This window comes from Paenibacillus taichungensis (genome assembly GCF_003287275.1).
GTDB lineage: Bacteria > Bacillota > Bacilli > Paenibacillales > Paenibacillaceae > Paenibacillus > Paenibacillus taichungensis_A.
Map to the genome: position 1 here is coordinate 582,760 of NZ_QEVW01000006.1, position 23,488 is coordinate 606,247.

The window sequence follows — 23,488 nt, forward strand, 5'->3', positions numbered from 1 at the left end:
GATCATAATCCACCTACCATCGGAATATCAAACGATACAACCGTCCCTTCACCCAGCTTGCTTACAATCACCAATCCCTTACCGCCGTACAATTGGGTTAACCTGCGATGGGTATTGGCAATTCCGATTCCGCCAGTTCCATTCAGCCTGGCATCTTGCAACCGGGCAACCTTATCCGGCGCCATACCTATGCCATTATCCCTTACTTCAATACGGGTATACCTTTCTTGTTGAGTAATAGTCAGATACACCGTACCGCCTTTTTTCTTATTTAACAGTCCGTGTCTAACGGCATTCTCGATCAATGGCTGAATAGATAGCGGAGGTAGGGTCAATTGCAGATTCGGCTCCACATTCCATTCAATCGTCAACCGATCTTCAAAGCGTGTCTGTTCAATAAACAGATAAGCTTGTACCAGTTCCAACTCGTGGGACAACTTCACCAATTCACCGGTATTCAGATAATTGAAGCTGATTCGCAGATAGGATGAGAAGGCTTCTCCTAACTTTCTCATATGTTCGGTATCGATATCACTTAATACCATTAGGGAGTTGAGTGTATTGAACAGGAAATGCGGCTGGATTTGAGCTTGTAAGTAAGCAGCTTCTATGCGCACTCGTTCCTTAATGGAACGATTTAATGTGATCAGTGCCCGGATTCGATATTTTAATTCAAGTGCATCTACAGGCTTCGTTACATAATCATTGGCTCCTGAAGCAAATCCCGTATAGATATCAGGCTGCTGGCTCCGTGCGGTCAACAGTAACACAGGTAATTCTGACATTGAAAATAGTTCCCTGATCTTCTCTGTTAGCTCATACCCTGACATCTGAGGCATCATTACATCCGCGATAAGCAGATCCCATTGTCGTGTTCCTAATAGCTCCATGGCCTCCTGTCCCGAGTGGGCAGTAACAATGGTATAGGCTTCCGTGGATAGCATACTTGTGAGGACATCCAAATTAACCGGATCATCATCAACCACCAGAATGGAAGCTGTAGTCTCCTGTGAAAATGGCAGATGCTCCAATCCGGTAGCCACTTCCAACTGTTCATCCGAAGCATGAATGATCCATTGATCCATGGTGTCGTGATTTGAATGATCTGCCTCTTGCTCTGTCCGAACAAGCTGCGGGTGCGAGACGCTAACCCCCTTTGCTATTGGCACATCAAAGCTGAACACGGAACCTTCCCCTGGTTCAGACTGAACTGTCAGTACTCCACCATGTAATTCCACAAGCTGCTTGCAGATGCTCAATCCAAGACCAATTCCCTGTCCATCATTGATTCCGTCAGCCCCTTGCTCGTAAGGAAGGAATATTCGTGAACAGGTTGCCTCATCCATGCCGCCCCCTGTATCAGCAATATGTACAAACGCACGGCCGCCGTGAATTTCTGCATGCACAGTGACAGTTCCTGCCTCTGTATACTTCATCGCGTTATGTAGCAGATTATACAAAATTTGAACAAGTCTCTTCTCATCTGCCCATATTAAAGGAAATGACTCTGGTATCTCCATCCTGAGGCTGACGGGTTTGCGCTCTGTCATGAATTGCAACATCGAGATAACGCCAGGTACAACAGACTGAATGGACAGCCGCTCCTGACTGAGCACAATGCGCTGTTCTTTCAAACGAACCACATCAAGCAGGTCCCCCAGCAGATTAGACATCCGCCGGCTGATGGTAATCAATAATTCCATATCCTTCAGACTGCGCTGATCGAATCGATCCTTCTGTTGGGTGACCAGATTTTGTGCAATACTCATAATGCCGTGCAGCGGTGTTTGAAGCTCATGTGAAGTATTGGCAAGAAACTGGTCTTTAATTTTGTCTGCCTTCTTTAACTCTATGTACAAATCAATGATTTCCCTGGCATTCCGGAAATACTTCTTGAACCAATAAGAAGAGAAGCCAATAATCGCCAGTACAAGATCAATCGGATAATATACAGTACTGCTGCTCTGATTGCTCTCAAAGGCACTCCATAGAACGTTGGACAGGATGCCTGCAGCGGTAAGCAGAAGAAATATTAGGTCATGGTCCTTCTGACTTCGGATCATCATCTGAATCACGAGATACCCGAACCACACAATGGATGCCAGCATAAGTGCATTAACTAGATTGTAGTGAATGATGGTATACACTGTCCTCACAGGCAAAACGGCCAAGATAAAACTATAGATGATCGTTACAATCAAGTAAAAGCGGAACCATGATTTACGCAGGTTGACCGCTGATAACCTTTGGAATAATAAGAGAATGCACACATTTTGCCACAATATAGAGATGACCCTTATTTTGATACTCCAGGTAAAATTAATGGGAAGCCATTGCAGCAGCATATTATCATGACCAACCATAATCGTGATAGCTACTGACAGGGTTAACACCGCAGCAACAAACAGAGCCTTTTCCTGAGGATGTAGTGCATAAAGAATAGCAGCGTAAACGGTATGAAAAATGAGAATAAGAAAAATAGCCAACTGAAAGGCGATAGAATGTCCACGTACAAACTCCACTGCATCCTCAGAACCAAAACGCACAGGTTTAATGACTCCACCTTTATAGGGGTGATCATAGTTGGCCACACGAATGATCAAATCCATTGACGTAGCTCCAGCCTGTTCATAGGTGGAAATGTATGAAGTTCTATCCGGCGTATAATCTTCCTCATTCGTCGCTACCTGTCCTGCCCCACCAATCGTTTCTCCGTTAAGTTCAATCTCGGATGAACTCTGAATACCCTTGAACCAGAACTCGACTGGTGTCTGGAGCGGATCAGTCAAAATACGAAGTCGATACGTCCCATATCCGAATGAACTTCCTTCTTCTTGATGGAGGGAATCCCGCCATGAACCAGGAATAACGATAGTACCCGCTTGTTCCTCCCTTTCCTTAATGTCCCTGTACGTTAATAGCTCTCCGGGATAGAAATCCCATTCTCCATTGGCAAACATCGCGGGAGAGTTATCCAGGTCCACTCCACGCAGGTCGAGAACGCCTTGTACAGCCATATGGTCATTGGAAACGTAAAAAATGACTGACCAGGCCCATCGCATTGTCAATAAGACACCCAAAAAAATAAGAAGGATGGCAATGTGTTTGTAACGTGAGCTGGGTTTATGTTGTAAAGAGTTATGTAAAGATTGCATATTTATGTTCTGACTCTCCGGTTACTTGAGTCTCTCTCCATTCTGGCACATATAAGCCTATACTGCTTCTAGACACCAAAGATCATAGTCCAATTCTATATATAACAGCATTATATCATAGGGGAAATTAGGGTTCTGAGGACATTTTACAGTCATCGACTGCTTTTAACAGGTATCGATTTCTCCTTTTATTTTAATTTTATAAAATTTAATTGTATACTATTAATTATATATCCATTAACTCAACCAGATGAACGTAGAGAGGATGATTCCGCATGTCAGATACCAATCAGCTATTCGGACAAGCCCTGGTCAAATCACTAATCGGAGAACGCGGACATATTCGTATCGCACGCGCTCTACCGGATATTAGCGTAGAACTAGCTAGTCGCAAACATGAACATATGCCATACAGTATCTATCAATTGGTGAAACATATGCATTACTGGCAACAATTCATGTTGGAGCATTTGGAAGGAAGAAAGCCGCAGCTTCCAGCGAATGTGATGGAGAGCTGGCCAGAAGAGACGGGCCCTCAGGATGAAGCTGCGTGGGAGGCGGATATCCAGGCATTCCTGAATGGGGTGGATCGAGCGGTAACGATTGCCGAAACGGTTCAGTTGGATGACCCACTGCCGTATTTCCCAGGCGAAACCAAAGCCGGACTTCTGCGCAACATCGCATCTCATAACTCGTACCATCTGGGCGAGATTGTGCTGCTGCGTCGCTTCTACGGTGCATGGCCGCCACCAGGAGGCGGATTCCCGGCCTAATGAACGAAATTTTCACTGTATAGTTTGTACCTTCACAAAAAAATAGCCTGCTTCCTTTATTTCAAAGGTTCAGGCTATTCTTCAATCATCCCGATTCATCTTCTCAAAAATATTAACTAATTGTGCTCGATCCTCTTGGGTCAGTTTCTGGAATAAATTTTTACGCAGCTTCTGCCCCTCCAATATTGCTCTTTCGAGGACTTCGATCCCTTTATCGGTAATGTTCAAATATATAATGCGGCGGTCAGCTTCATCTACCATCCTGAGGGCTAATTTCTTGGCAACCAGCTTATCAGCTAAATAGCTGAGCGTTGGCGGGGTCAGGCCCAGTAGTTTGGCAATATCCGAAGGTCGACTTTTTCCATTTTGATTAAGATGACTGAGTACAAGCACATGAGAGACGCCGAGGTCCTCATTAAACGATTTGTTCCACTGTATAATCAATTTATTGGTGAAATTGTCCATGTTGTGTATGAGCTCAAAAATGTTCTGTTCTTCCATGTGATCCTCCTCGAAAAATAAAACAACAGCCCTCATTCAACTTAAGGGCTGTCATCATTTTACACGCTATTGGGCTGAGTATCCACCATCGATAACCAGCTCAGATCCTGTAATGTACGAAGAATCATCTGATGCCAGGAACAATGCAGCGTTGGCAATATCGACAGCCTGCCCCAGACGTTGCAGAGGCGTTGCCTGAATGAGTCGGTCAAGCAGTTCCTTCGATGTGTTCAAGGCTTGAGTCATTGGTGTTTCGATGATCCCAGGGAAGAGAGCATTGACCCGAACACCTTGACGACCAAAGGTTGTTGCCGCCGCTTTGGATAATGCGCGTACCGCGCCTTTGGATGCTGAATAGTGATTAAAGCCTTGTCCAATCAAAGCGGTGTATGAAGAGATATTGACGATGGACCCTTTCTTTTGTGCTGCCATATAAGGAGCTACATGTTTCATACCAGCAAATGGGCCAAAGCCATTAATGGAGAGCATTTTCTGCCAATCCTGTGCATCGATCTCCTCAAACGGCTTCTCAGAGGAAATGCCTGCATTGTTGACCAGAATATCAATTTTGCCAAAACGTTCGTTCACTACTTTCGCCAATATCTCCCAATCTTCATCCGAGGAAACATTCAACTTCATTCCGTACACATTCTCTTTTTGGCTTGCTTTCTCCAGCGCTTCCTCATTAATGTCTGCAGCAATAACGATGGCGCCTTCCTTTGCAAAGAGATCCACCATGCCTTCACCAATTCCTGAAGCTCCACCAGTAATAATAGCGACTTTATTATCTAATCTTCCCATATGAAACTCTCCTAACGTATTTTATTTGTACATCGCTGCTTTAGTTGTTAGTCGGATTGTGTGATTTCATAAACTGTTCAAAATCCGGAACGGTTGGATTGGCAATATAATGGCCGCCCTCAACCTGAATGGTCTGTCCGGTAATGAATTTGGACTCATCTGAGGCCAGGAATACGACGGTGTATCCAATATCATCGGGCTCACCGTGATAAGGCAGTGCGTTATATTTTGCGAACATATCCAATACGTCCGGAGGCATATTGTTCTGGGCTGCCGGGGTCAAGATCAATCCGGGCGCAACAGCATTGCAACGAATGTTATGCTTGCCATATTGGGTGGCAATATACCTTGTCAGATTAACAACTCCTGCTTTTGAGGCACCATAGGCAACCCGAACCGCATCGCCAGTAAAGCCAGCCATGGAGGCTGTATTAATGATGGAACCTTCACCCGCTTCAATCATATGAGGGATGGCAAATCTACAACCGAGCAACACGCTTTTCAGATTCACATTCATCAGCCGATCCCACTCGTCCAAATCTACGTTAACCACATCCAAATCCTTCTTCAGATTGGTCAGGCCAACATTGTTGAACAGACTCGTGAGTTTACCATATTGTTGCACCGTAAACTCGACAGCTTCCTTAATCGAAAATTCGTCTCCGGCATCAACAAAAACGGCTACTGCTTCTCCGCCTTGAGCCTGAATATTCGCTGCCGCTTCCTTTGCCCCATTGACATTGAAATCAGCAATAACGACTTTTGCTCCTTCTCTCGCCATCAATTGGGCTGCGGACAATCCTATTCCAGAAGCGCCTCCAGTTACAAGGGCTACTTTGTCTTTCATTCTTAACATGGTTCTCAAGCTCCTTTCATAAAGAAACCGAAAATAAATAACAGCTCTAATATTTAGATGACTAAATATTAGATGTCTAAATAATAGCAGAGGAATGGTCTTTCTGCAACGCATTCGGCCCTGTATCCTTATTTTGGATCTTTATGGGGAAGCAAGCGAAGTGTCTTAAAAAAAACAGCCCTCATGGATTTGAGGGCTGTTTAGAATCAATTCTCTTAATCTGTTTATCGATCCATGTTTTCTGAGAAACTTTGATAATTACTTTTCATCCTCCGTCCCAGAGACAGGATAAGGCTTGCCCGCAGGATCATCCGGTGTCAGAATGTACCAATGATCATATATCACGTTATTCGGATCCGATTCGGATTTCTCGGGCTTACAAGTAAACTGATACACAGATATATCCTTTCCGCGCAATGTTACAGTCATCGCAAGCTCCGGGTCTCCCCAGCTTGGATATTTCTCACGATACTGTGTGTCAATAATTTCGCTTTGAAAAGAAGGACTAGTCATGAAGGCTGTGGTTTGAGTGAAAAGTCGATATATTTCTTTTTCGTCCGGTTCAGTCTTGACTGTATAAGCGACTTCGACCCGAGGTGTGGAATAACGAATTTCCGTCTTTTGGATAGCAGGAAAATCTCGCTCGACATTCTGCCGAAAAGATTTGACTTCCTCAGAAGAAACTTTGGTGTACGTAGTACATGCTGTCAAAAATAGAACCAGAGCCAGAATATTCACAGCATGTATTATTCCTGCACCATGTTTGATGCCAGACATCCAATCACCTGCTTTACTTGAAATACATGAATCCCCCGCCTAATGTACGATTCCCCGTTATGGCATCAAAATGAGTTCGATAATTGATGCTCCTGCGTTGGCCCCAGGTCGAAACAGCAATCCATCTGCTGTCTGTAGTGTCTCGATAATACTTGGTAATCGTCATCCAATGCCATTCATATTCGTAATCATCAAATTTGGACAGATTGAGGGTCGCAACAGGAGAGTTGAGGTTCAGTCCCGCCTTTATATACGCGGCTGTATTATCCAGTGTAAATGCCGAATTATCCGTGACTCTGCTTAAATTCACCTTTTTATCCTTTGCATAACTCTCCACTGCAGATGCAAAGCCACTCACTGAAATTTTACCCAAAATACCCGGGCTTACGTAGTCATACATCTTATCCATATGAGCAAGAAAATCCTGCTTTGATGTCGTGTTGCCACTATACAAGTTACCATAAACCGTAGGGTTCGTAATCTTGGCCAGATAGTTGGTGATATTGGCTGCAGCAACCGGACCGCATCCCCGTTCTTTATGCGTATTTTGAGAGTACCAGTTCTGGTTGCCTCCATAACTGTATCCTGAACCATCCTGTACTGGCACAAACATGGATTGATTGGCCTCAACGGTAAGGCTTACTTCTTCTTTGGCAACCGCAGCGGTAGCGCGAGTACTAATATAATTCTGTAGAATTTGATTCATGTAATCCTGATTTTCTTCTGATTGGATGGTTTCATACTTTTGATGTAATTCATCCATATTGACTTCTACAGCTTCAGTAATATCCCGCAGGGATTGAAAATTATTATCCATCTCAAAGTATTGTTTATTGCCTTTGTCTGTCACCTGCACCATATAATTCATTGGTGGCACAAATACTATTTTTCTTTCCTCAGATTTCTCCATAATGGACGGTCTGGATATGGATTGATGGAGCCGCTGTACGACTGAGTCATCTATAAAGATATCGTATGCATCATAACCATCCCTTAGTGCCCCTACTGAAATATAACCAATCTCTCGTTGTCCCTCGACCAGAGGAACTGCGTAAGCAATGATCTGATCATCCAAATTGTAGAGAGGAATCATATTGGTTGAAGCTTCAATAATACGATCTTTGGTCTGAATATCATTGGCCATATAACCCTGTATATGCTTTTGGGCAATTTGCAGAACCTCCAAATCAGTCAGCATTGGTGCAACGGATATATCTTTTATTTTTTCACTATCTTGAACGAGCATGTTTTCCTCAGACTGAATGGGATCTGCCTTAACAGAAGACACAGGTACAGATGAAAGAAGAAGAAGAAAAGCTATTACAGAAAGAAATCGCTGCATTTTATTTTGCATAAGAGCCTCCCAATATAATATATTTGCATATCAGAACCATGTATTTAATTCAACAATTCAACACAGTCATACACCCACCCGGCACTTAACCAATTGCCCAAATCGCTGGAGCCGCTAATCGGTGTAATTGTCACCGTGTTGGACCCACTAACGAAATAGGACGCCGGAATATTCCAGGAAAAGGTTGTGTTGTTACCCCGATAGGTTCCAATCGTAAAGCTGCGCGAATTGGGTTGGGAGGAAGCTGCGGGATTCGTTAACGTTTGACCATTAATTGTTACACTGGGTCTCCCATTGTTGTATGCTGCCGTAATACCGATGTTAAGTACATGCGAAGATGCCGCTTGGGAAGAGTTCAGGCTAAATGTAACGGTTGTCGGCGAGTTTTGTCCACGGAACTGAATCGCCGGGAATTTGTTCGTTGCACTGCCGGTCGCATAACTGACAGGACCCCAGCTTGGATTACGGCTATCGGAAGGATGACGAATTGGAATCGTCTGGCCGTTCAGGAACTCCCGCGGCGTACCATCCCAATTCCCAATGCGCCAGATGCTGGATGCTTTACTTGGATCGTTATTGATTGTGCGCGTATTCAGCGTTGTGGTTGATCCTCCCGTCACGTTCACACTTTCGGTATAAACAGCCAGTTCCCCCTTATACACGGTCATGGTGTATGTACCTGGAATCATGCTGTATTTGGCAGCAGCCCCGCTGGAAGAGGCATTCACCCAGTACTGAGCATTGCTGTTGGCAAAACCAACCGTATAGGCATAACTCGTATCCATGCCGGAAAGCCCGTTAAGCACGACATTACCTCGACTGGAGACCCAGCCTGTCAGGTTCAGACCCGACATCCAGCTAAAATCAGGTACACTTGGTGTGGCACCGGTAGTGAAAACCAATGCGTACGGTCCATGCAGGCCCATACGCCAATTTTCAGTCTGAGCATGCCCCGAGTTCATGTAATTGTAAACTTCCGTATCTCCGCCGCTTTGAAATTGGATATCACGGAAGAAGGGTCCTCCCGAGCTTTTCTCACGGTCGCCATAAGCCATAAACACACCCACACCGCTGCCTGTAACACCTCGAATGGTCAGATCCTTGGCCAGATCGTTACCGTAATACTTTGAGGTGGTCTGTCCATTGGCGTAACCAAAGACATCCTGGCTCTCAATTGCTCCGGTATTATTCCGATTGTTTGAATTGGCCGGAACCCCCGTCAATACACTGCCGTTGCCCCGGAAAATATAGCGCAATTCCCCCACAGAAGGTTCTGCTGTAACATATGTCGCCATATAAATGATGTTCTCACCACCACGAGATGCATAATAGTGGGTGAGTGTGCTGGTTGAAACGGTGATCAATACGGTCGATCCCGAAGGAGACGTGTTCCATGTTACATTGGCAGACCCTAAACCAGAACCGATATGGGACGCCTTGCTGGAGCCGCTTAACTCCGTTCCGTTCATTTTGGCAGATATAATATCGCCATTGGTTTTATTCACTGTATATACCAACCCTGCCCCCGTGTTCACTTCAATCCTGGACCCGTTATCCGCAACATTAATAGTCGCTGCGTGTCCGGTGGATGTTGGATATAATACAGCTGCTGCCATCATCACCAGTAATAGAACTGAACTGAATCCCTTCTTCGCTAAACGTCTGCTCACGAGCTAATCCCTCCCTGAAATAGTTTTTTACGTTCTCGTAATGGACCAAAATCAGATTTAAATATCGGATATGCGATAGCCGAACTATAATTAAAGCGCTTACATTACAGTGTATGACAAACGAGTCTCTGTCCCATCTCGGTACTCCTGCTGTGTGTTGCATGTCCATGCGGGTCAATTTTCTTCCCTATCGTCCTCTTATATCACCACCTCCCATATAGAAATATTCTGCACCCAACTTACTGGTAATACCAATAAAATAATACCATTATATTACATAACGTGGCAATGAAAATAGCGACCGTTCTCCGTAACCCTACCGGAGATCAATCGCCTCAACTTCCCTTATCAAAATATCTGTACTCCATCACGGAGTACGGTCAACGAATGACTCCTTTATTACAGGCCATGAATGAATGATTGGGGCGAGGATCACATGGATCATTTGAAGGAGCTTTATGGGGAAGATCCGGCGGCAGAGCTGCCCGAACGCAGCTAAACAAAACACACGGTGATCTGGCTCTCAACATTCTGCGCTTCTTCTACCTTACGGAATGAGAGGATCTCAACTGAAAGAGCTGCACCCCTTGTAACGGATGCAGCTCTTCAATATTTTGTATAACAGGAAGCTTTAACTTTCTCTACAGTGAACCCTCAAGGTTTGCAGGTTGATTTCCCTCATTCACCAGGCCTTGAATAAAGGTCTCAACATTGGGCGCAAGCCAAGTGATCTTGTAGCCTTCTGCTTTATTCACATGAACAACCTCGGGCTCACCGGCATTACCGGATTCACGATAATCCAGCATCACGACCTCTGAATCGGAAGGACACTCACATAGAATGACACCAATCTCGGGGTAACCCCCTTGTTCGATGATCACTCGACTGCCCGCTTCTCCACACAATGAATGTGCCTTCTCCCGTCCAACACCCAGGATATTGGAAATTTCAACTTGAGTCTTCCCACCATCCTCCGCCTGACTAACCGGAAAATAACGGTAGTGGGGAACACCACCATTATGTAGTTTCATCATGTTCAAATATAATGTCGGCAACTTGAACACCAATTGATCCTCCACTGCTTCAATTTGCTCTTCCGTAGTTGGGGACAACACATATTGATCGACGTTTGCTGGACTGTCATTCCAGAAGCTCGTCGATTCGGGGTGGATCCCAGGTGCTGCTTCGATGGTGATTTCAGTCGCCGAGTGGACTGTATCCACGGGCTCCTCTACCGCTTCTTCTGTGAGCTCGTCTGCTGTTTTATTCCGAATCCATTCCAGGAACTCCTGTGTATCCTCATCTCCTGGATCTAACCGATCCGCTGCTTCGAAAGCTACACGCGCGTTCTCATATTCCTCCAAATAATAATACGCCAGACCAATGCGGTAATGCCAAAGCGGGTCATTTTGTCCCTCTTCTTCAACCGACAGGAATTGCTCCACTGCCTCCTGGTAACGCTCCATATTATTCAACGCTCTACCCAGGTGGTTAACCAGAGTGTAATCCCGCTCTTCCTCCGGAACCTCTGTAATCGCATCTATAATCTCTTCATATTCATCTTCTTCATGCCAAGCTTCTAGCCGTTCCAAGAGTTCATCATTCATTGATCTTGCCTCCCTCTCTTATTCGTTGTAGAAATTATATCATTTTGTGTGTCTTGATTTAAGTCAATGCCCCTCAGGCCCCTCCTGATTAAAATAAACATCAACCCTATTGCACAGGAGGCTATCTTACTCATGTCTACATCCATACAAGAACATTGTTACGAGCGAAAAGCTGCTGTAACTACAGGAATTACGCTCATCATTATGGCCCTGGTTGCATTTTTTTCCTATACCTATATCCATGGAAAACTTGTTGTACCCGGCGATGCCAGCACTACGTTCAACCAAATAACAGCATCATATGGCCTGTTCAAGGCCGAGATTTTGGGATGGGTCATCATCCTGATTAGCGATGTTGTCGTTTCGTGGGGGCTGTATGTTTTCCTCAAGCCTATTCATCAAAACCTGTCCCTGCTCGGAGCTTGCCTCCGTCTCACCTATTCATCTCTATTGGGCATCGCCATTCTGAACCTGCTCATCGTCATGCTGCTCACGGGAAATTCTGATCAAGCCTTGCTTCCAATAGAGCAGACGCAAGCACTGATGTTGCTCTGTCTGGAAGCATTTGAACCGATTTGGTCGGTGGGCCTTATCGTTTTTGGTGCACACCTGTTGATCGTGGGCTATGTTACTTTAAAATCAAACCGCATTCCCAAAACGATCAATATTTTGGTACTGCTCGCTGCTGTAGGCTATATTGCCATTCACCTATGCAAAACGTTTCTTCCCCAATATGATGCCCTGATTACAGTGCTTCAAATGGTATTTGCTATACCCATGGTTGCAGGAGAACTGGGCTTGGGCATCTGGATGCTGATTAAAGGAGGAACGCAATCCCAAAGAGCGTGATGCGCTGTTTATCTACGGAACGCATTTTCATCTATCATCACGGCTATGAACCCGCTTCTTAATTCTGCTTAATGACTCTGGGGTGATTCCCAGATAACTGGCTAATTGATGTTGGGGTACACGATCGACAAGATGGGGTCGTTTTCGCAATAACGCTTGATATCGCTCTTCCGGTGAAGACGCAATAAATGATGTCCATTCATCCTGAACCTGGCCCAGATTTTCCTCTACCATCTTGCGTATCATCGTTTCCAGTGGGGGATATTGCAGAATAATGTCGTTCTCAGCTTGAAAATTACCAACCACCAATGCACAGTCCTCCAGGCAGGTTAAGGTGTAGGCCGATAGGCCGATGGTTGATTGTGCTGATGACGATTGAAAATGGACACCGCTTGTTCCTCAGTATAGAAATTGGAGGTCACTTCTTTGCCCGCTTTATCTATCGCGTACTGCCGTACACATCCCTTAAGCACAAAATAACATTTGGTGGGAACCTCCCCTTGTCTAAGGAGCACGGTTCCTTTTTTATAATCCTTCACGAGGATATCTTCAACAATAGCCTGCTGTTCCTGCTCGTTAAGAGATGTGAATTGACTCATATATTTGAACAGTATGCTTTTCATTTTTACCCCTTTCATCAGGCACGGTTCAACGCGATTTGACGCAGTCTCTTTTTCATCCAGGCTAACCTTGCAACGACGAACTTCATTTACTTTCAAAATATCTCTTTTTGCACACCTTGGCAAGATTGCTCCACACAGCTAAAAAAGAAATAAGAGCGTTACCCGAAAGGTAAGCGCCCCAATATTCTTCCAATAACGTTCATCTTGCAAGTATGCTTATTTAATCCTTTTAAGATGGCTTATCCACCAGTTACAGATGCGATCCGCCGCTTGCATCGAGCAATTGTCCCGTTACCCAGCGACTGTCCGGCGAGGCCAGAAATGCAGCAATATCTGCAATATCCTCTGGCTCACCCCATCGGCCAAAGGCGGAAAGGCCAGCCGCATATTTTTGTCCCTCGGTATCCTGTAACGTTCCAGCATTCATCTCGGTATTAATAATTCCCGGCTGGATGGCGTTCACCGTAATATTTCGACTCCCTAGTTGCTTGGCCAGAAGCAGCGTAAACGTATCAATCGCTCCTTTGGACATGCTGTATGTAAACACTCCCGGAGAAGCAACCCTGGTCACAAAGGACGATATGTTAATGATACGACCCCCATCATTAATTCGCGACAGAGCCTGCTGCGTCACAAAAAGTGGTGCTTTTACATTAAGATTCATGACCTCTTCGTAGGATGCTTCTGTCGTCTCTTCAATCCCAACGATCTGCCCGATCCCCGCATTATTCACCAGAATATCGAATCCACTGGCCCCTGTCTGATTATGGATAGTCTCATCCAACTCAGCAAATAAATGATGAATACCGTCCATCGTTCTTAGGTCAGCACCAATCATGCAGGCGTTGCCCCCATCTTGCTCAATCTGGCGAACAACTGCTGCCGCATCATCCTGTCTGTTTCCATAGTGGACTGCTACATATGCGCCCTCCTGGGCCAAACGGAGCGCGATACTTCTACCAATCCCCCGGCTTGCCCCAGTAACTAAAGCCATTTTACCTTTTAAGCTGTTCATGTGCTCATCTCCTCTTTCCTAATTTCAAGAATAGTTATATCACGGAGTCATTTTTGAAATGTTGCTCTTTAATTTTCCGCCCGAAGAGAGCAACATTTCAAAGTGTTATTTCTACAATCAGCGCTTCAAGTGAAATGACTTTTTATGGACACAAAATTATATATTATATATAATTTATAATATATTTATAAAACACTATATCTTTTTGGAGGCGTTATCATGGGCAGATTATCAGGCAAAGTAGCAGTAATTACAGGTGCAGGCAGCGGCATGGGGGCTGAACAGGCTCGTTTATTCGCCAAAGAAGGCGCAAAGGTTGTCGGTGCTGATATGAACATTGAGGGTCTTCAATCCGTAATGGACGAAATCAAAGCCGCTGGCGGAGAAGCTATCGCGGTTAAGCTAAATATCTCCTCCCCTGAAGAATGGGAGAACACAATCCAAACGGCTGTAGACACATACGGCAAAGTCAATGTTCTGGTCAATACAGCAGGCGTTGCTGGTCCATTTGTCGCCAAGGCCGCTGAGCATGATGTAGATGAATGGGATAAATTGATTGGGATTAACCTGAAAGGGGCCTTCCTGGGCAGCAAATATGCCATCCCGGAGATGATCAAGACTGGCGGAGGTTCTATCGTCACGATTTCTTCCATTGGAGGTTTAATTGGTGGACAAGGGGGCACAGGATACGGTGCTGCCAAAGCAGGTTTGATTGGGATGACTCGTAACATCGCAGTTGACTATGGTAAGGATAATGTACGTGCAAACGTCATTTGCCCGGGGCAGATCAGAACTCCGATGTCCGCAGTTCTTGAAACGGATGAGGCTAAAGAAGCCAAACAATATTATTTGAACAAAACGCCACTCGGACACTTCGGTGACCCGATTGATATTGCTTATACAGCATTGTTCCTTGCATCTGAAGAGTCCAAATTTATTACAGGTACAGAGATTATCGTAGATGGCGGCGTGATGGCTAACTAAGCTAAATACAAAGAAGAGACAGCTACAACTATTGTAGTCTGTCTCTTTGTATTGTCTCATCCTTGATATTCAAGGACTGTCTGGTTAATATTTCGAATGACTCTTTTGCTTTTTCAAAGTCACCGTCCACCAAGGCGTTAACAAGCGCCTCCAAATAACGGCTGCGAATTTCGGTTCGCTCTACATCGCCCCAATTCATTTGGGAGTAGACATTGGTTATATAGGTGATATCCGAGTAAAATTTGATAAATGCAATATTGCCAGCCACCTGGAAAACGTAACCACACAATTGATGCACCTTCACCACATACTCCAAAATATTTTTTTGGTTCAGCTGTTCCTTCGCTTCTTTTAGATACTGCTGGAGCTGATGTCGGGTCTCCTCGTTCCACTTAGATCTGGAATAATCAATTCCTATTCGGAACAATTCAATTAATGCAGATGTGTAATCTGCCATCTCTTCTTCCGAGATAGCCTTTACACGGACACCTCTTCTTGGCAGTCGTTCAATGACACCTCTGCTCTCCAGAATATAAAAAGCCTCCCTCACCGGGATATTACTCACATTTAGCTCTTTGGCGATATTGGATTCAATTAACCGGGTATCCTGTACCAGCTCACCTGTAAATATTTTCTTTAATATATAATTGGCTATTTGATCCGGCAACTGGCTTCTCTCATTGTCCAATAATGAAGAGAAATGATGATTTTGCATATCGATAATCCCTTCTACTCTGATTCGTTCTCCAACCTACTTTGTCTTCATAACAAGCGAGTATGTATTGAAAATCCATGATTGCCTCATATCTTCGGCAGCTTCCTTGCTCATCCGAACTGAGGTCTTCTGCTCGTGTAAACCTTCTGGTGCAGGTACGAAGAACCGCAGCAATTTGGTTATTTTTTTGATTTCATCCGCCACTTCATGAAATAACGTATACGTTAACGGATGATGATCCTGAATATCCTCGTATATATAATACTCACCTTTCTCATCCTCCATATGAATTGCAAGTCCTTTGGGAAAAGATAGCAAGATAGACGGTAATTCATCCTCCGCCCATTGTCCAAAATACGGAAAGCTAATGCCTTCGTTTTTCACAAATAAACCGGACTTTTCCTTATCAAGCATACTCAAGATCGAATATACAAAGTAAGGGCGAACAACCTCCCCTTTCTCTTTTTCGGTTGCCGTATAGAAATTATAAAATTGACTATATGCCTCATATATCTGATTGTAATCATATCGGGTCTGGGCGAGGTTGGGACTTATGAAAAGGACCTGTTTCTGCTCAAAAATTCTCAAAACAGATTTGAATTGTTCGGGCGTTATAAGATATGAAAGTTTATAAAACCCACTGTTTTTCAATCGATTCATCCGATCTCACCGCCAAGTATAGATTCATAATCGTTGAAGCAATTCAGCCATGTGACACTTCATTCCAGTCATGAATTATTATATCGCACTACAGGGTGTTCTCCAAAACAATATCAAAATAAGAGCGAAAGGGTTCGCGTTATACGAACCCTCTCGCTCTTTAAAAAAATTGAGTTATGCATTTTTCGCCAGAATTATACTTTAGGATCTGGCGAGTGGCGAGTAGCTTATACATGCTTTTACAACCCTTCGATAAGTGCCTTGATGGTGCTGTCGCTCTCCAGCGCGCGGATGATCATCGTCACGGCTTCAGCCCGTGTAGCTTTGCCGCTCGGCGAGAATACGGAAGAGGATAGCCCTTGCACCAGATTGGCCGATGAAGCCTGCGCGATTGCCGCCGCTGCCCAGTTACTGCTGTCCACATCACTGAAGCTCGTCGGAGCACTAGTTGCAAGTGCATTCAGGTCAAGCACACGAGCAATGATCGTCACCATCTCAGCGCGGGAGATCGTTGCATTTGGTTTGAAGCTGCCGTCCGCATAACCACCAATCACTCCCTTATCAGCCAAAGCACTGATGTAACCCGCAGCCCAATTTGAGCTTGTATCCTTAAAGCTGGCGGAAGCCGTGCTTTCGCCCAGACCCAATGCCCGAGCAACCATGGCGGTAAATTCCGCTCTGGTTACAGATGCATTTGGCTGGAATTTGCCGTTTGCATAACCGTTAATTATGCGCAGCTTCACGGCAGTACTGATATTTCTGTCAGCCCAGTGACCTGTAACATCGTTGAATTTCTTATTTTCATTTTTCGTCGCCGCAATAGCTTCATTAACCGTCTTCAGCACCGTTTCCTGACTCACAACACCCGATTTGAACGGATTAACCTGTGTTGTTGGCGGTACTGTAGGTTCCGTTGTAGGAGGTGTGGTTACTGTTCCCGAATCTGTTCCAGAACCCGTTGATGGTGTGGATGGTGTTGGTGCAGTGACCGATCCACCACCTGTACCCGGTGTACTTGGGGTTGTTGGGGTTGTACCCGGATTCGTTGTATCTGCAATCACCAGCGCGATGCGGTTGTTCTCGTATTTAACCTGGGTAGTATATTTGCTTGGCAGGCCATCCACCTGAACAGAGGCAAATTTGCCGCTTTGCTGATTGGAACCATGGCTTACAAGTGTGATCTCACCCGCGCCAGGTACATAGCTGCTGGAAAAATTCACATGCAGTGTTCCGGCGGTATTTACCATACCTTTAACGTCGAGCACATCATTTGCAGAAGCTACGTTGAGTTCCAGCGTCCCGTCAGCAGCCTGCGTGTAGTTGCCTTCAATGTTCCATTTGCCCGTCACGCTCTCCGTAAGTGTTCCCCCGCTGTTGACCACATCGCCATTACCAAAAGCTGTAGCTGTATCACCTTCCAGTGTACCCTCATTAACCTGGGTACCGCCGGAGTAGGTGTTAGCCCCCCGCAGTTTCAATGTACCGCTGCCTTCCTTCGTCAGCTTGCCGGTACCGGAGATGTTGTTCTGCCAAATGTCCATGGCGTTGAAACCACCCTTGCTGGCATCCATCGTAACCGTTACATCGCTGTTGAAGGCGCCGTATCCGTCAGCAGCCGCAAACAGATTAAGACGTCCCCAACCTTCCGGATCATCCAGCAGCGGGTAACCCGATTCGATTGCGGTTGTTGCCAGTACAGCACGACGCTGATCCGCGCTCAGGTAAGGTTGTCTGGTCTCGGTCAGCACTTCGGCCCCCTTAGGCACCGCCACGGGCTCCGTTGTAGAACCGATCTGCGGGAAGCCGTAGGTCAGACGTTGGGTGAACTCAGCCTTGTTCTTCTCATAGTCGGTAAATCGGTCTTCTGCTGTTCCAGTCTCCTTCAAAAGCACGTTATGCGCCTGATCGTACGCCGCCTGCTTCAATTCCGCATTCTCCGGATCATTCAAAGCACCGGCTGCCAGGGCAGTTGCAAGCACACGTCCGCCCATGACATCCAGCGGGGAGTGCATTCCGGCAACAACTCGGTTGTTGCCCATCTCCGATGCACGCGTAACCAGTTCCTGGAATCGTTCAGGGGTTGCATAAGCTAATGCAAGCGCAGCAAGGTAGGACGCATTGGTATGTCCACTCGGGAAGCCGCCGTCGGAGGCCGCCTCTGAAACGTCTTTGATTGCCGGTCTCAGCGTTGGCACGACAACCTCATTCGTATTCAGCCAGCGGAATGGACGCATATAACTGAAGAAATTTTTGGACGGATTCGATGATGCCGCGTTCCCCCGCAAGGCTCCGACCAGATCTACCATTTTGCCCAGATCGGAATTTGAATCTCCGGCTTTATTGGTAGAATTACCGTCGTCATACTTCTTCGTCGTTGCATCTTCGGGAATGCTTGTAATTGTGGTGTATGTGCCTGATTTTTCACGATACACATCAGCCAGCGAACCCAGCCCCTCGGTTGCACCATAGGATTGGTTCGTACGGTCTGTATAATATGCTGCATCCTCTTCTGCCTTGGTGCGAGTTGCAGCGATATTCGCTACATATTGAATGTTGTAATCCAATATATCAGCTTTAAGTTTTGTGCCATTATCCCATGAATCACCTGGCGTCCAGAGGTCCAGGAACTTGGACAGCGTGCCTAGGGCCGGGTTGGTCTCAAGCGTGTTGTTGGATGAGCTATTGTTCTTATACGTATCTACGAAATACCCCCATGCCGGCTCTTGCGGTAATGGAACTGGTGCATCGGTTGATACTGCGAGCGCAGCGCCTGATGCCATTGAATTAGAGAGAAGCATCACACCCATCGCAGCGGCAAACATTTTTTTCTTGTTTTTTTTAGCCTTCGTTTTCAATTCTTTTCGACTCCCATCGTTTTGTAGTTGGTCTCGAATCGGTCTCAATGTAGCACCCGGCACGCTGAACCAGCAATAAAACAATTTCGCCATTGTATCAATTTCGGAGCAATCTCGCCTTTTTTCGACATTTAACATTCGCTTAATATAAATCTTGAACTTTGGTGGAATCTCGTAGTGTATAATCGTCGCCGGGAGGAATGCCTCATGAAAAAATGGAGCTCCGCATGGGCGAATCTTGCGATTTCGTACGGTTCCATCGTCGTCGTTATTGTGCTGCTCATATGCTCTTTCTTCTATATCTATTTCTCACGCAGTTACAATGAAGAGTTGCAGAACAAGAATCAGCTGATTCTTGAAAATACAACACAAACCATTGAAGGAACGATCCTGCAAAGGGTGCAGCAAATCTATCTGGACCTGTCACTCGACAAGTCTGCGGATATTCGACTGTTCGCTGGACCATCTACCCGGAGCGGGCTGGACAGCGTCATTGACCTTCAGGAATTACTTAAGTCCAAAGTTGCCGGCAACACGGACATGATTCAGGCCATACATCTCTATTATCCTGGACAAAACATCATGCTATCGTCGCTATACGGCCTGCGCTATAACGCCGATCAAGGGGAAGGCTCGACTTATTATTCAGATTGGCTTCAGGACATGCGGACAAGCAAGCAAAATAGCTTATGGACAGCTTCACGCCAGGTGCCTCAGGATATTTTCTCCAGCGTGTCAGGTGGCACAGTTGGCGGAAGCAACGCCCTGTTTACGTACGCGCACAGCTATCCTTTTCAGTCCACAGGCGAAACCGGAGATGTCTTTATTGCAATAGATGTAAAGGAAAACGCGATAAGCAGCATCATCGAAAATATGATGCCCTCACAATACAACAGCACATTTATCGTTAACCCGATGGGTAACGCCATTAGCAATGCCAGTACAGACACTCCGGGTCAGTCAGGGGAATACGGTGCCAGCATCAAGAAAGCTTTACAGTCCGGAAACGAGAAGGGCAGCTTTGACGACAAGATCGGCAATACATCGGTTGTTGTGTCCTACCAGACCCTGCCTTCGACAGGATGGACCATCTATAGCGCAATGCCAGCCAACTTCTATTATGAGCAATCAATCATGATACAGAAGCTCATCCTCGGCATCTGCATCATCGCCATCCTGATTGGTCTGGCGCTGTCCGCAGTACTGGTAAAAGCCAACTACAGTCCGATTAAACGCCTCGTTAACCGAATTAAGGAGTTATCCGGGCCTACACCCAAACATATTACGAATGAATACCGACTGATCGACAGTGCCTTCTTGCAATTAAGCGATAAGGTGAGCAGCCTTGAGGAAACGCTGCTGGCGAACAGCCCGGCCATCAAGCACAACGCCGTACTGAATTTACTGCACGGTGGCTATAGCCCAGAACAGTGGGCGGAAGAACGGACTGCACTGGGCATTTCACAACCCTATCAGGGATACTGCTGCTTGCTCCTAAATACCGCGGTAGTCCACATGGGACTTAGCTCGGAGAACCTGTCATCGGTCATATCAAGATTGATCCATGGGCTGGAGTCCCTATCCTTGCCGGACAGCCGCCTGATTGTCGAGGAACTGCCGGATAAGAAGCTGGCGGTTATTCTGTGTACGGATATAGCTTCTGAACCGCTGCTGGACAAGCTGTCCCGGCTTCTATTGTCAGAGGCACGACAGCAGTTCCAGCCTAATATTCAGCTGTCGTCAGGCTCCTGGGTGCAGGAGCTTGCCGATGTGCACAGAAGCTTCAGCGATGCCCAGGCGTTGATGAAATACGCGTATTTCCTGCCCGAGCTCCATATCCTGAAGGATCGCAGCATTCTCCAGCGGGAGCACAATATGGATGAAATTCCGCAGACCCTGCTTGCCAAGTTCAGGGACAAGCTTCATGCCAGACAGCCGGATGAGGCTGTTGCCGCTGTTGACCAGTTCATTGCCACGATGAGGGAAGGATTATATCCCGCAGACTATTGTCATTTTATGCTGGCGAATGCGGTATTCGTCTACTCGGATGTTGTGAAAAATGTCCGTTACAAGCATCCCCTGCAGCTCGGTCATTCCGATCTGTACCATGAGTACATCAGTATCGCCAATATCGTGGCATACCGCGACTGGCTGGTGGAGTCGGTCACGGTATTTATCTCCGAAACGGAGAAACGGAACAGCGACCGGGCCGTCTCCACCATCGGGATTGCAAAACAATATATTGAGGAGCATTTGTCCGAAGATCTGTCACTGGAGGCCGTAGGAGCGCAGGTGTTCATCAGTCCCAAATATTTGAGCAAGCTCTTTAAAGAAGAACTTGGCGTCACCTATACCGACTATGTCACTTCCCGGCGGATGGAACGGGCCAAAGAACTGATTGAGAACAACAACATGACTATTGAACGGATCGCAAGTTCCGTCGGCTACGGAACGACTGCCTATTTCATTAAACGGTTCAAGGAAATGTACGGCTGTACGCCGGGCCATTATTTACGCAAGAATGCTTCGGCAGAAATTGCGGAAGCTGGATCTTAAGGTGAGGAAGGGTTGCGGATGAAAAATAAGGGATGGCTGCGCGTTACTGCACTTCTCGCAATGCTGATTCCGGTAGGCATGATCAGTATCCTCAGCGGCTGCGATCTGCCACTCGGGCAGAAGACCACAACGGATAAGCAAGAGGCCCATTCGGCTTCTCCCAATTCGCGCTACCACATTTCATGGACGATGCATCAGAATGTTCCAGTGCCTGAGGATGCGGAAATGCTCAAGTACGTGGAAGACAAATTCGACGTTGATCTCGATGTATGGAACCTTGAAAACAACAAATATGAATCCCTTCTCGACATGAAGCTCGCCCAGGGTGCCATTCCCGATCTGTTCCGTATACGCCAGCCGCAGGATCTGCTCAAGTACCAGCAGCAAGGCGTACTGGCCGAGATTCCCGTGGATATGCTCAACACATACGCTCCGAACCTGATGAGTGTCATCCGGGAAAATGCGCCTGCTTACGAAAATGCCGGAATGATTGACGGAACCTATTATGGTATTCCTGTTATTAATCCGACCAACATCTATCGTACCCCGGTCGTTTTCCGGCAGGACTGGCTGGACAAGCTTGGCCTGTCGGTGCCGCAAACGCTGGCTGATTTTGAGAAAGTAATCTATGCCTTCACCAACGATGATCCTGACGGCAATGGGATCAAAGATACCTATGGCTTGTCCAGCGAAGGCATGAACGTTGTATTTGGTGCCTTTGGGCAAATCGTTTTCGCAGATCAGCTCTACTTCAGCATAAAGGATGGAGAGCAGGTCATCGGGGCACTTCAGCCCGAAATGAAAGAAGCACTGCAATATTTGCGCAAATGGTACCGGGACGGCGTGATCGATCCCGAGTTTATTACCGGGGAGAATAAGGGCAGCTACAAACACCTGTCTCACGCCTTTATTAACGGCAGGATCGGAATGACCTCCATGGGCAATTATTATCACTGGATTCAGGATGGTGATTACGTGGACTGGAGTTATGGCTCGAATGGTCATGCCGTAGAGACTCCGGTGCAATCGACCTTTAACGTGAAGGAGCTGACCGCCAAGAACCCGGAGGCCCGGGTGGTGTTCGGCAGACCGTTTAGCGGACCATACGGGCAGCGCGGCTCCAAGGGATACGATATGTTAATGAGCTTCACGGCCATCGGCGCAGATGCCGTCAAGGAACCAGGCAAGCTTGCGACGATACTTCGAATTCTGGATGATGTCAGCGCAAATCCTGATCCTAACGAGGCGGCTACCCTAGCCTTAGGCGTGAAGGGCAAGCATTGGACTTGGACGGATACGTTTCCGCAGAATACGGTCATTCTTCCTCCGTACGACAAGATGTTCAGTTATCAAAACGCAATCGGCGCCAATCTGGGCATGACCGTGCCTCTGAAGCAGACCGGGCGGCGAGAGCAGTGGGCTTCGACCCTCGGGCTAGACCAGGACGGCATTTACAACTCCCTTGAGGTAGCAACCCCCTCCCTTGCCAAAAACGGAGCAGAGCTGATCAAGCTGAAGAACAAGGCCTACATCTCCTTCATTACAGGCGAGAGACCGCTGAGCGAATTTGATGATTTCGTGGAGGAATTTTTGGCCATAGGCGGCGCGGAAGTACTAAGCGAAGCGAACGAACGAGTGAGTGATTGAATGAGTGAGTGAGTGAGTGAGTGAGTGAGTGATGTGAATGAGTAAATGAACCGAAAAAAGAGCAGCTATCCGCTGCTCTTTTCTGTCTCG

The 23,488-nt window shown here is 46.4% G+C and carries 17 protein-coding genes and 1 pseudogene; 5 read left to right on the forward strand and 13 right to left on the reverse strand.

Features of this window, described 5'->3' with window-relative positions; all coding sequences use genetic code 11:
- Window positions 1-2: 2 nt before the first annotated feature.
- Entirely contained in the window at window positions 3-3,062 is a 3,060-nt protein-coding gene (locus tag DC345_RS11785) for an ATP-binding response regulator (protein WP_258530627.1), read from the reverse strand.
- Between the two features lie 368 nt (window positions 3,063-3,430).
- Here DC345_RS11785 and DC345_RS11790 point away from each other — a divergent pair, with 368 nt between their 5' ends.
- Complete coding sequence (locus DC345_RS11790) at window positions 3,431-3,928, forward strand: DinB family protein (protein WP_113053247.1); 498 nt, start codon at window positions 3,431-3,433, stop codon at window positions 3,926-3,928.
- 81 nt (window positions 3,929-4,009) lie between these two features.
- Here the strand turns inward: DC345_RS11790 and DC345_RS11795 are convergent, their stop codons facing one another.
- The 7 genes from DC345_RS11795 to DC345_RS11825 form a co-directional block, all read right to left on the reverse strand.
- The gene (locus DC345_RS11795; protein ID WP_113053248.1) at window positions 4,010-4,429 is read right to left on the reverse strand and encodes a MarR family winged helix-turn-helix transcriptional regulator; all 420 of its coding nucleotides are present in this window, start codon (window positions 4,427-4,429) and stop codon (window positions 4,010-4,012) included.
- A 66-nt stretch (window positions 4,430-4,495) separates the two neighbouring features.
- Window positions 4,496-5,230: an SDR family NAD(P)-dependent oxidoreductase gene (locus DC345_RS11800; protein ID WP_113053249.1), complete on the reverse strand. Its 735-nt coding sequence runs from the start codon at window positions 5,228-5,230 to the stop codon at window positions 4,496-4,498.
- Window positions 5,231-5,270: 40 nt separating this feature from the next.
- A complete protein-coding gene (locus DC345_RS11805; RefSeq protein ID WP_113053250.1) occupies window positions 5,271-6,086 on the reverse strand; it encodes an SDR family NAD(P)-dependent oxidoreductase in 816 nt (271 codons plus the stop codon).
- Between the two features lie 258 nt (window positions 6,087-6,344).
- Window positions 6,345-6,863 carry a hypothetical protein gene (locus DC345_RS11810; RefSeq protein WP_113053251.1) on the reverse strand — a complete coding sequence of 173 codons (519 nt, stop codon included), beginning with the start codon at window positions 6,861-6,863 and terminating at the stop codon, window positions 6,345-6,347.
- 13 nt (window positions 6,864-6,876) lie between these two features.
- Window positions 6,877-8,217 (reverse strand): C39 family peptidase, encoded by a 1,341-nt coding sequence (locus DC345_RS11815; RefSeq protein ID WP_258530628.1) that lies wholly within the window; start codon window positions 8,215-8,217, stop codon window positions 6,877-6,879.
- Between the two features lie 44 nt (window positions 8,218-8,261).
- On the reverse strand, window positions 8,262-9,887 hold the full coding sequence (locus DC345_RS11820; protein WP_258530629.1) for a rhamnogalacturonan lyase B N-terminal domain-containing protein: 1,626 nt from the start codon (window positions 9,885-9,887) through the stop codon (window positions 8,262-8,264).
- Between the two features lie 641 nt (window positions 9,888-10,528).
- Window positions 10,529-11,494 carry an SMI1/KNR4 family protein gene (locus DC345_RS11825; RefSeq protein WP_113053252.1) on the reverse strand — a complete coding sequence of 322 codons (966 nt, stop codon included), beginning with the start codon at window positions 11,492-11,494 and terminating at the stop codon, window positions 10,529-10,531.
- A gap of 132 nt (window positions 11,495-11,626) precedes the next feature.
- Between DC345_RS11825 and DC345_RS11830 the strand changes: the two genes are divergently transcribed.
- Window positions 11,627-12,343 carry a DUF4386 domain-containing protein gene (locus DC345_RS11830; protein ID WP_113053253.1) on the forward strand — a complete coding sequence of 239 codons (717 nt, stop codon included), beginning with the start codon at window positions 11,627-11,629 and terminating at the stop codon, window positions 12,341-12,343.
- Window positions 12,344-12,370: 27 nt separating this feature from the next.
- Here the strand turns inward: DC345_RS11830 and DC345_RS11835 are convergent.
- Both DC345_RS11835 and DC345_RS11840 read right to left on the reverse strand, forming a co-directional pair.
- A pseudogene (locus DC345_RS11835) lies at window positions 12,371-12,966 on the reverse strand (Crp/Fnr family transcriptional regulator).
- Window positions 12,967-13,216: 250 nt separating this feature from the next.
- Entirely contained in the window at window positions 13,217-13,981 is a 765-nt protein-coding gene (locus tag DC345_RS11840; protein ID WP_113053254.1) for an SDR family oxidoreductase, read from the reverse strand.
- A gap of 219 nt (window positions 13,982-14,200) precedes the next feature.
- On the opposite strand from DC345_RS11840, the gene DC345_RS11845 reads away from it, so the two are divergent.
- Window positions 14,201-14,965: an SDR family NAD(P)-dependent oxidoreductase gene (locus tag DC345_RS11845; protein ID WP_113053255.1), complete on the forward strand. Its 765-nt coding sequence runs from the start codon at window positions 14,201-14,203 to the stop codon at window positions 14,963-14,965.
- 28 nt (window positions 14,966-14,993) lie between these two features.
- On the opposite strand, the gene DC345_RS11850 is transcribed toward DC345_RS11845, so the two are convergent.
- The 3 genes from DC345_RS11850 to DC345_RS32350 form a co-directional block, all read right to left on the reverse strand.
- A complete protein-coding gene (locus tag DC345_RS11850; RefSeq protein ID WP_113053256.1) occupies window positions 14,994-15,680 on the reverse strand; it encodes a GntR family transcriptional regulator in 687 nt (228 codons plus the stop codon).
- A 36-nt stretch (window positions 15,681-15,716) separates the two neighbouring features.
- Complete coding sequence (locus DC345_RS32150; RefSeq protein WP_258530630.1) at window positions 15,717-16,100, reverse strand: hypothetical protein; 384 nt, start codon at window positions 16,098-16,100, stop codon at window positions 15,717-15,719.
- A 479-nt stretch (window positions 16,101-16,579) separates the two neighbouring features.
- Window positions 16,580-19,147 (reverse strand): S-layer homology domain-containing protein, encoded by a 2,568-nt coding sequence (locus tag DC345_RS32350; protein WP_397333665.1) that lies wholly within the window; start codon window positions 19,145-19,147, stop codon window positions 16,580-16,582.
- Window positions 19,148-19,402: 255 nt separating this feature from the next.
- Here DC345_RS32350 and DC345_RS11865 point away from each other — a divergent pair, with 255 nt between their 5' ends.
- Window positions 19,403-21,751, forward strand: coding sequence for an AraC family transcriptional regulator (locus DC345_RS11865; RefSeq protein WP_113053259.1), 2,349 nt, complete (start codon window positions 19,403-19,405; stop codon window positions 21,749-21,751).
- Between the two features lie 18 nt (window positions 21,752-21,769).
- A complete protein-coding gene (locus DC345_RS11870; protein ID WP_113053260.1) occupies window positions 21,770-23,398 on the forward strand; it encodes an extracellular solute-binding protein in 1,629 nt (542 codons plus the stop codon).
- The last annotated feature ends 90 nt before the right edge of the window (window positions 23,399-23,488 follow it).